This window comes from Legionella tunisiensis (assembly GCF_000308315.1).
Classification (GTDB): domain Bacteria; phylum Pseudomonadota; class Gammaproteobacteria; order Legionellales; family Legionellaceae; genus Tatlockia; species Tatlockia tunisiensis.
Window position 1 is genome coordinate 35,314 of the sequence record NZ_CALJ01000081.1, and the last position, 8,896, is coordinate 44,209.

The window sequence follows — 8,896 nt, forward strand, 5'->3', positions numbered from 1 at the left end:
AGGAAATCTTGTGCTTAGGAGCGCAAAAGAAGAAGAGCACACTCCGCAACAACAGTTAGCAGATAGCTATGATCCTGAGCGAAAAACATTGTTAGCTAGGGTAATTGATACGGGTGACATTGATAATTTCAACGTTGTTTTGGAAAATCATCCCGATGTTAATAAACCAAGCAAAATTCAAGTAGGTAAAGATAAAAAATTTCTATTCCCCCTCTGCACCAAGTAATTATTAAGAATCTCACCGGAGCAGTTGAAGCCTTAATTAAAGAGGGAGCAGACGTTGATAATACTTGTGGCGCATTGCAGGAAACGCCTCTTTTATTAGCGGCTCGTTTAGGACGGCTGGACCATTTAAAAGCTATCCTCGAATCAAAACCACCTAAAAATTGGATTTGGAAGCAACGAACGAGGAGTCCAGGCGAGCAATCGATCTGTTATGTGCCCGCTTAGAGGAAAAACAAGATCCGCAGGGCGCTTTACGTGGTATCGCTATGTTACTCTGTCATGGGGCAAATGTTCCGCGAGATCAAGCTTTGTGTACCTTATTACAAGATAATCGTTATGCTTTGCTGGATGAAGTTTCAAAATACACGGAAAAATTGCCAGAGCTTGCAGCTAATATCGTTCGCCGCTGCCATATTAGCGGCCCCCCTGCACTCGATTATCTATGCGGAAAATTCTTGGTGGCAATCACTCTGGTACCTTTTTGCTCGCCCAAGCCATGTGGCTTTACAGTTGGAAGCCCTGGTTCTAAGAGCCCAACCGCCCTCTAAGAAAAAGAGGGAGGAGAGGGGGTAAAAGTGGAGGAAGTTGAAGTTGAGGTTCCGGCTCTTTTTACCAAGGAGGAAGTCCAATTTGCCAAGTTTGTGAAAAAATATGATGACGCGCTTAGTATTAAAAAATTTTTAGGGGTAACTATCTTCAATCCCTGGAGTTCAATGCGTTGGGCGATAGATAGCGGAAAGTTTACTAGTATAGAACAAGTAAAGAGGTATTCAGAGCAATATCCCAATACACGAACAGAGAAAGTTCTGCGGGCTATGGAGAAGCGGAGAGAGTCTGTTCACGAAGATGTAAGTGGTGAGTTAAATATTTTTAAATCCCAGTAAGCAAGGTAATACAAACCCTTGCCATTTGCTTGCTTAAACAGAGTATACACCCTAGAATTCTACTTTTCTGTGTAAAGGCGGGGAGAGATATAGATGGGATGGAATGAGCCGGATAAGGATAAAGATAAAGATCCGTGGAGTGGTAAAAATCAGCCGCCAGATTTGGACGAAGCGCTGAAACGGTTTCAAGATAAATTGAAGAAAACGTTTTTTGGTGGTTCTGGTCAACCTGGTAATGAGTCTCCTTCCTCTGGCAATGGCGGTGTGCTTGCTGTGATGGTGGCTCTGATTGTTTTTATCCTATGGGCTATCTCGGGCATTTTCATCGTTGATCCTGCCGAGCAAGCGGTGATTCTGCGTTTTGGTAAATATGTAGAAACTGTTGGTCCTGGACCCCATTGGATTCCACGTATTATTTCGTCAAAGATTGTGCAAAATGTCGAGCGTGTTTCTGACTACTCCTATTCAGCACAGATGTTAACGAAAGATGAGAATTTGGTATCAGTTTCTTTGGCCGTACAGTATCGAATCAACGATTTGCGTGCTTATCTCTTCAACGTTGCTGATCCGCAAGAAAGCTTACAGCAAGCCACTTCAAGTGCTTTGCGACAAGTAGTGGGTACAACAACACTTGATCAGATCATTACTGAAGGTCGCGAAGCCTGGGGAAGTAATGTACAGGATTCTTTAATCAAAATTCTGGAAAAATATAAAACCGGGATTGTGATCGTGAATGTTTCGCCGCAGCCTGCTCGTGCACCTGAAAATGTGCAAGATGCCTTTGATGACGCAATTAAGGCTCAAGAAGATGAAAAACGCTTTAAAGAGCAAGCCTTTGCTTATCAGGCCCGAGTAGTTCCTATTGCAGAGGGGGGAGCAAAACGGATTTTTGAGGAAGCACAGGCTTTCGCCAAACAAGCAGTATTGCGTGCCAAGGGGGAAGTCGCAGAGTTTGTAGCCCTTTTACCAAGCTATACGCAGTCCCCGTTAGTTACTTCTGAGCGTATGTATTTAGATACGATGCAACAAGTCTTAAGTAAGAGCAGTAAGATTATTGTCGATGGTAAATCAGGTAATCTTTTGTATTTACCTTTAGACAAATTAGCATTGAATTCGGCATCTGCTGCATCTACCTCAGTTACCCCAGAGGCTGCTAAGATGGATAATTCTACGGTAGCTAATGATATACAGAATACACTAGTCAGTGACCGGAATATCACTAGACGCACTTACCGTCAGGGGGGGAATGACTAAATGAATACCACTAAAGCAACTTTAGGCATTCTATTGTTTATTATATTGATGGTATTGCTTGCCAGTGTTTTTACTATTACTCAGGGCCAACAGGGTATTTTACTTCGTCTTGGGCGTTTAGTAAGTGATGCTGATACAGGCAAAGCAAAAATATTGTTGCCCGGGTTACATCTAAAAACACCTTTTATTGAGAGTGTCCGTATTTTTGATACACGTATTCAGACTTTGGATATCAAGTCTTCAAGAATTGTAACCAAGGAGAAAAAGGATGTTATTGTTGATTACTACGTGAAATGGCGAATTAATGATTTAGCTCGTTACTTTAAATCGACAGGTGGCAATGAGTTCAAGGCAGAGACCTTGCTTGAACAACAGTTAAACACTTCATTGCGTGCGGAATTTGGAAAACGCGGTATTTCTGATGTAGTGTCTGGCGGACGTGATGATGTAATGGAAGTTCTACGCGACAAAGCGGAACAGCAGGCCGGTGAGTTAGGTATTGATGTCGTTGACGTACGTATTAAAGGTATAGAGTTACCAGAGAATACCTCGAATGCTATTTATCAGCGTATGCGTGCTGATATGCAGAAAATAGCTAACCGTCATCGTGCTGATGGTCATGCTGCAGCAGAAGCAATTCAGGCAGCAGCTGATGCGCAAGTGACTATATTGCTTGCCAAAGCACAAAGCGAAGGTCAAATCGTTAGAGCTCGCGGGTTGGCTGAAGCTGCTACTATCTATGCGGACGCTTTTAGTAAAAATAAAGACTTCTTTGCTTTTTATCGCAGCTTGAAGGCTTATGAAGGTAGCTTTAATAGCAGGCAAGATATTCTTGTGTTGGATCAAAGCAGCACGTTTTTTGATTACTTTAGACATTCCTTGTCAAAAGGTGATGGTATTAACGCTAAAAACTGATTATAATTACCAATTTTGCTGAAATCGGGTTAAGCATGCTTAACCCTTTTTTATTTATTGGAGATACGGTTTGCTCATTAATTTTCTCTCGGCGATTGCTTTGGTATTTGTATTCGAGGGGTTAATGCCATTTACTTCTCCTGAGCGATGGAAGCAATTATTGCTTAAGATTATTGGAAAGGATGAGAAAATATTGCGTTTAATTGGGTTTTTTAGCATGCTGGTGGGGGTTGTTCTACTCACCGTTGTTCATCAATTTGCAGAGTAAGAGTCCATTATGGGTAAAAATGTTGTTGTGATAGGTACGCAGTGGGGTGACGAAGGCAAGGGTAAAATTGTCGATCTGTTAACACATGATGTACAAGTAGTTGTTCGTTATCAAGGTGGGCATAATGCAGGACATACACTGAAAATTAAAGGCGAAAAAACAGTCTTGCGTTTAATTCCTTCCGGTATATTACGTCCTCATGTGCAGTGTTATATTGGTAATGGAGTTGTACTTTCACCCAAGGCTTTGCTTGATGAAATTAAAGAGCTAGAAAATAAAGGTGTTAATGTGCGTAGCCGATTACATATCAGTCAGGCTTGCCCATTGATTTTGCCTTGCCACATCGCATTGGATAATGCTCGGGAAAAACACAAAGGCGATGCAGCGATTGGTACCACAGGGCGCGGTATTGGTCCTGCCTATGAAGATAAGATTGCCAGACGAGCACTTAAGGTAAGCGATTTGTTGCATCCACAACGTTTTAAACCAAACTCACCGAATTATTGCAATACCATAATTTTGTATTGAAACATTATTACAACCAAGAAGAAATTGCGCTTGAGCCTTTATTAGCAGAAGCGGCTGAGTGGACAGACGCTTTGCAAAATATGATTTGTGACGTGACAACTGCTTTGCATGAGCATCGAGAAAAAGGTGAATCTATCTTATTTGAAGGAGCGCAAGGCGTGTACCTTGATATTGATCATGGTACTTACCCATTTGTGACCTCATCGAATACCTGTGTAGGTAGTGTTGTCAACGGAGCAGGCTTTGGTCCGCGTTATCTCGATTATATACTGGGTATCACTAAGGCTTATACTACTCGTGTTGGTGGTGGTCCGTTTCCTACTGAGTTGACAGATGAAATTGGCAATGGATTAGCTACCCGTGGTTTTGAATTTGGTGCGGTAACTGGCCGTCCTCGCCGTTGCGGTTGGTTTGATGCGGTTTTGCTGCGACGTTCCATTGAGCTTAATAGTATCACCGGTTTATGCATGACCAAACTTGATGTATTGGATGGCATCGATACGTTGCGTATTGCTGTTGCATATCGAAATGCAAAGGGGCAATTGTTATCCCGTCCACCGCAAGCAGCAGAAGACTTTGAAGGGTTGGAGCCAGTGTATGAAGAGTTGCCAGGGTGGAGTGAATCAACCGCTGATGTAACAGAGCTTAAGCAGTTGCCTGCTAATGCCTTGGCTTATGTTAAGCGTATTGAAGCGTTGCTGGGTGTGCCTGTTGATATGCTATCGACTGGCCCAGAGCGCGACTCTACAATTATATTGCGCGATCCCTTGGCAGATTGAATACAGGTAAACACATTTAAATGGATTTAAATAAAATATATTGTCTACATTCCGCGCTTTGTGCGCGGAATTCAGCTTATTCTCTGACTAAGAATCAACAGGATACCATGCATAAAGCACGGAGGTGGAATTATTGAGCTATTTATTTCCTAACTGATTAAAAATAAGATACATTTGCCCTGAGATTGGATAATTTACAAGGAGGTAAGATGTATTCTTTCTTTAAACAAATTTTCAAGAAAATTAAGGAAATACAACCGGTTAGTACAACCGGTGCGCTTGCTCATACTTATTATTGGCTCACCTCGTTTGGTTCTGGCGATCTAGTTTTCCATAATCCTAATTTCAAAGTTCCCAACGATGCTGATCCAGGTTTAGGCAAAGGAGTTGCGATTTATTGTACTCATGGTACTGCTGATCAGGCCGGCGCTTTTGACCGAGTTGCTCGGCGGTTAATAGCCGAGGGTCTTCCCGAGCTTGTTTCTTCTATTCATCTTGTTTCCTTTGATAGTCGCTATCAAGGAAAGGGGATTAAGTATTTTTCTTCGCAACTGGCTGAAAAAATAAAGAATAATGGGCATAAGTATGTGATTTTAATAGGTCATTCAAGAGGTTGTTTAGTAAATACAGATGCATCAGAACGATACTTGGCTAAAGAAGGGATTAATGTATTGCGAGTGATTAATTTATGTGGGCCTTTTGGGGGGTCTGATTTGGCTATTGCTCCGCTTACTCAAGTATCTGATTCTGTGGAACAGATGCAAGTGAATAGTACATTTCTTAAAAAGCTTGGTGCGAAAGTGCTTCAATCGAAAGCAATATATCATTTTTTACTGCTGCAAAAGATTGGATTGTACGACCAACCTTGTCTTATGTGGCTGATTATGTAAAGAAAAATCCAAAATCTTTAGTCGAACTTGATCGCCACGGTCATCTTTCCATTATGTCTTCTCACCGTTTAATCGGTTTTATACGCGATTACATTATTGAAAGTTGTACTGCTTTATTATCACCGGTCGCACAAACGCATAAGCAGGTTGATGAAGAAGTTGTGGCAATGGTTGAAGAAGAACTGGATGATAGTGATTTTATTTTTGTCGACAAAGATGACATTGAGGATGGTGGGTTGCCAGGAACCCAGAGAGGAATCCATAGCCATAGAATGGTGGAAGAATCAGACAATGAAGAAGGGTATGTTCTGATTGATACTACAAAAATTGAAGAAGAGTCATCACCAACAGGCCCTAGATTCTAAAATGACTAATGTTAATACCACCGCATACAATAACAAGTATTGATTTGAATGCATGAATAACAGGGTGATTCTCGTAGACTACTGCTAACGAAGCGCCACTTGACAGTTCAACTAACAAGCGCTGATCCTTGGCAAAAGACCGGCTTCCTTGTTCTGCGACTTCATCACTGACGACAATACTCTGGATAGGATGTTCTTCTGACCATTGCATAAGTCGTTGTGCTACAGATTTTGCTCCAAGGCTAGTCGCTTTAGAGGTAATGGAGGGTAAAATCATGCGATTAGAGGCTTTTAACGATTGAGAAAAGGCATCAGCCCCCACTGTTTCGACTGCAATGAGAGGCACTCGATCCCATCTTTGTTGCCGCATTCCTTCAAGAACACCACAAGCCAGCCCCCCTCCTCCTACTGAAACAATCACTGCGTCTGGTGTTTTAAGTCCTTGTGTGACTACTTCTTCAATCATTGTTGCATGGCCATTCCATAGCATGGGGTGATCGAAGGGAGGAATATAAGCAGCTGCATTCTCTTGGGCGAAAAGCGCAGCCGCTTGATGGGCTTCATCCCACACGGAACCTGCAACAACTACTTCAGCACCATAGGATTTAATCGCGTCAATGTATAGGGGGTGGCTGCTACTGGGAATAAAAACAGTGGTTGGGACATTGAGCTTCATTCCGCAATAAGCAACCGCAACACCGGCATTACCGCCGGAGGAAGCAACAAAGGCCCGAACACCTTTTTTCCACTCATATTGGCATAAATTTCCGATGCCACGCAGTTTAAATGAACCAGGTGGCTGGAGTAATTCTAACTTAAAATAAATTGACTTACCCAATTTATTTTTCAGGTATTGGGATGAAATAAGTGGTGTTTTGCTATGGAGTGGTTGCATAGAATTTTCTCCAACCTATTAATAGTATTAACAATAGCCTTTTTTGTTTAACTGAGAGAGAAAGAGCTCCCTAGATTATTTTTTAATGCATTTTGATAAACCACCTCGGCGACACTTAAGTCCTGAATTGCAAGACCAACCGATTTGAATACAGTTAAATGAGGTTTATAATTTTTTCCTTGTGTAATAAATATTGACCGAGCTCAATGATGGCGTCTTTTTTAATTGATTTTGCTCAATAGCACTAATAATTTCTCCCGACTCGGATAATACCGCTTCCAACTGATCAGCGATGACAACCGATTGATTCAAGATCTCATTAGCAATTTCTTTCATGGTGCTCGAGTGTGATCCTATGGCATTAATATGCGCATGAGGTTGTAGAGAATTGAAGTGAATTAAAGGCTCAGTACTACCGGTCGCGGTGCAGATAATATCAGCTTTACTAATTGTCTTGTGTATAGAGTCATATGTGTTAACCTCGTAGTTAGCAGCAATTTTTTAGCTAATTTTTCTGCATTCTCCTTATTGCGTGACCATAGAGAAACTCGTTTAATGTTGCGCACTGCTGCAACCGCTTCAAGTTGGGTTAATGCTTGTGTACCAGAACCAATAATAGCGACATGATTGGCATCATCACGAGCAAAATATTTGGTCGCTAATCCTGAGACTGCACCTGTTCTTAGTGCAGTTAAATAAGCAGCATCCATTAATACCTTCGGTTCTCCGGTGTTTGCATCAAGTAACATAATAAAGCCTGTAATTGAAGGCTTATTTTTAGCAAGATTATTGGGAAAAATAGAGACCACTTTTAAACCTAAGGTCTTATCGCGGGCAAGATAAGCCGGCATGGTTAAGGTCAACGCGTTTTCTTCAACAATAGGAATGCCTGTTCTTAAAGGTAATCTTACTTCCTGTTTAGCTAGCTGAAGAAAAGTACGTTCCATTGCATCAATGGCTTGATTCATAGTGATACTTTGCTTTACTTCAGGCAAGGACAATAATCGCAGATTCATTTAGTTCTCTCACTGAGATATCAAACCAACTATGTTACCATAGCTCGCTAATTAATAGCAAGCTATGTATTTGCAAGGTACTCTCTGTGCTTACTTTTACTCGCTATAAGACTGGCTGATTGTATAGTTGAGCAAATTTAGGTACTATAGAATTCATCCATCATGAGTTAAATTTACTCTTATTGGTTATGGTGATGCCATTGTATTTGATTAACATCTATTCGAGTAATCAGTAGATAACAAAAGGATTAGGCATGTTTGAATGGCTAAAATCAAAGATTTTTGAATCTAACGATCAATCTAAAACCTCTTCAAATATCGTTCCATCTGTGATGCCACAAGCCGTAGTTAATGGTGAGGAAGATGATACTTGGGTTTATATTTGGAATATGACAGCAAAGAATGGAGTGGGGCATGCCGCTATCCAAGTTGGAGGCTCCCAGCCTAAAATGAAGTCCGAAGACCCTGGAGAATATATAAGTATTCATCCTGAGGGTATTCCTGCAGTGGGACCAACCACGATCCTCCCTTTACGAGCCCAGCTAGCTAAAACATTAGCAGAAGATATGGAAACGCAAGCTTCTTCAAAAACACCAATTATTGATGATTTTGATTCTCCACTTCAATTTCGGCCTAAGCAAGGACCTCTTTCTTCACCACCTGACCAAACGATTAAGATTAAAAATCTTGATACGAAAACGATGCTTGCCCAGATTGATCAGGCCAGAAAGAAAGTTAAAACAGGTGGTATGAGCTATCAGCTATTGCCAAAAATTAATGTCTGGGGGTTTTTTCAAGATGCCCCCTTCTTTATTAATCAGGATCCGCTAGATGTACACTTGAATAGAAAGTTCTTATCAAAATATAATGCGACAGG

13 protein-coding genes and 1 pseudogene are annotated in these 8,896 nt (G+C 41.3%); 10 read left to right on the forward strand and 4 right to left on the reverse strand.

The features are described from left to right. Positions 1 to 300 precede the first annotated feature (300 nt). From BN58_RS37585 to BN58_RS33120, 9 genes and pseudogenes are all read left to right on the forward strand, one after another. Positions 301 to 450 (forward strand): hypothetical protein, encoded by a 150-nt coding sequence (locus BN58_RS37585; RefSeq protein WP_408605466.1) that lies wholly within the window; start codon positions 301 to 303, stop codon positions 448 to 450. Then, a complete protein-coding gene (locus BN58_RS06245; RefSeq protein ID WP_156812392.1) occupies positions 393 to 773 on the forward strand; it encodes a hypothetical protein in 381 nt (126 codons plus the stop codon). Before BN58_RS37585 ends, BN58_RS06245 begins: the two co-directional genes overlap by 58 nt. Positions 774 to 800: 27 nt before the next feature. Beyond that, positions 801 to 1,109, forward strand: coding sequence for a hypothetical protein (locus BN58_RS06250; RefSeq protein WP_019216099.1), 309 nt, complete (start codon positions 801 to 803; stop codon positions 1,107 to 1,109). A gap of 93 nt (positions 1,110 to 1,202) precedes the next feature. Further along, the gene (gene hflK, locus BN58_RS06255) at positions 1,203 to 2,363 is read left to right on the forward strand and encodes an FtsH protease activity modulator HflK (RefSeq protein WP_019216100.1); all 1,161 of its coding nucleotides are present in this window, start codon (positions 1,203 to 1,205) and stop codon (positions 2,361 to 2,363) included. Next, entirely contained in the window at positions 2,364 to 3,278 is a 915-nt protein-coding gene (gene hflC / locus BN58_RS06260) for a protease modulator HflC (protein ID WP_019216101.1), read from the forward strand. Positions 3,279 to 3,348: 70 nt separating this feature from the next. Then, positions 3,349 to 3,546 carry a DUF2065 domain-containing protein gene (locus tag BN58_RS06265; protein WP_019216102.1) on the forward strand — a complete coding sequence of 66 codons (198 nt, stop codon included), beginning with the start codon at positions 3,349 to 3,351 and terminating at the stop codon, positions 3,544 to 3,546. A 9-nt stretch (positions 3,547 to 3,555) separates the two neighbouring features. Continuing rightward, positions 3,556 to 4,853: pseudogene (locus BN58_RS22660) on the forward strand (adenylosuccinate synthase). 209 nt (positions 4,854 to 5,062) lie between these two features. Further along, entirely contained in the window at positions 5,063 to 5,743 is a 681-nt protein-coding gene (locus BN58_RS22665; RefSeq protein ID WP_051131849.1) for an esterase/lipase family protein, read from the forward strand. Then, positions 5,719 to 6,108, forward strand: a complete 390-nt coding sequence (locus tag BN58_RS33120) for a hypothetical protein (RefSeq protein WP_232220394.1) — start codon at positions 5,719 to 5,721, stop codon at positions 6,106 to 6,108. Before BN58_RS22665 ends, BN58_RS33120 begins: the two co-directional genes overlap by 25 nt. On the opposite strand, the gene BN58_RS06280 is transcribed toward BN58_RS33120, so the two are convergent. From BN58_RS06280 to BN58_RS33130, 4 genes are read right to left on the reverse strand one after another with little or no spacing between them, the layout of a single operon-like run. Further along, complete coding sequence (locus tag BN58_RS06280) at positions 6,098 to 7,003, reverse strand: pyridoxal-phosphate dependent enzyme (protein WP_019216104.1); 906 nt, start codon at positions 7,001 to 7,003, stop codon at positions 6,098 to 6,100. The genes BN58_RS33120 and BN58_RS06280 overlap by 11 nt on opposite strands. A 47-nt stretch (positions 7,004 to 7,050) precedes the next feature. Next, positions 7,051 to 7,197 carry a hypothetical protein gene (locus BN58_RS37590; RefSeq protein ID WP_408605468.1) on the reverse strand — a complete coding sequence of 49 codons (147 nt, stop codon included), beginning with the start codon at positions 7,195 to 7,197 and terminating at the stop codon, positions 7,051 to 7,053. Then, positions 7,169 to 7,501: a hypothetical protein gene (locus BN58_RS35850; protein ID WP_332247936.1), complete on the reverse strand. Its 333-nt coding sequence runs from the start codon at positions 7,499 to 7,501 to the stop codon at positions 7,169 to 7,171. Before BN58_RS35850 ends, BN58_RS37590 begins: the two co-directional genes overlap by 29 nt. Beyond that, positions 7,402 to 8,019, reverse strand: coding sequence for an ornithine cyclodeaminase family protein (locus BN58_RS33130; RefSeq protein ID WP_232220395.1), 618 nt, complete (start codon positions 8,017 to 8,019; stop codon positions 7,402 to 7,404). Before BN58_RS33130 ends, BN58_RS35850 begins: the two co-directional genes overlap by 100 nt. A 254-nt stretch (positions 8,020 to 8,273) precedes the next feature. Here BN58_RS33130 and BN58_RS06290 point away from each other — a divergent pair. Beyond that, positions 8,274 to 8,896 (forward strand): hypothetical protein (locus BN58_RS06290; RefSeq protein WP_026069302.1); only part of this gene is annotated, 623 nt, incomplete at its 3' end.

Coding starts and splice junctions, on each gene's coding strand:
- BN58_RS33130 (WP_232220395.1), bottom strand. CDS start 8,019: ATGAATCTGCGATTATTGTCCTTGCCTGAAGTAAAGCAAAGTATCACT.
- BN58_RS06280 (WP_019216104.1), bottom strand. CDS start 7,003: ATGCAACCACTCCATAGCAAAACACCACTTATTTCATCCCAATACCTG.
- BN58_RS22665 (WP_051131849.1), top strand. CDS start 5,063: ATGTATTCTTTCTTTAAACAAATTTTCAAGAAAATTAAGGAAATACAA.
- hflC (WP_019216101.1), top strand. CDS start 2,364: ATGAATACCACTAAAGCAACTTTAGGCATTCTATTGTTTATTATATTG.
- hflK (WP_019216100.1), top strand. CDS start 1,203: ATGGGATGGAATGAGCCGGATAAGGATAAAGATAAAGATCCGTGGAGT.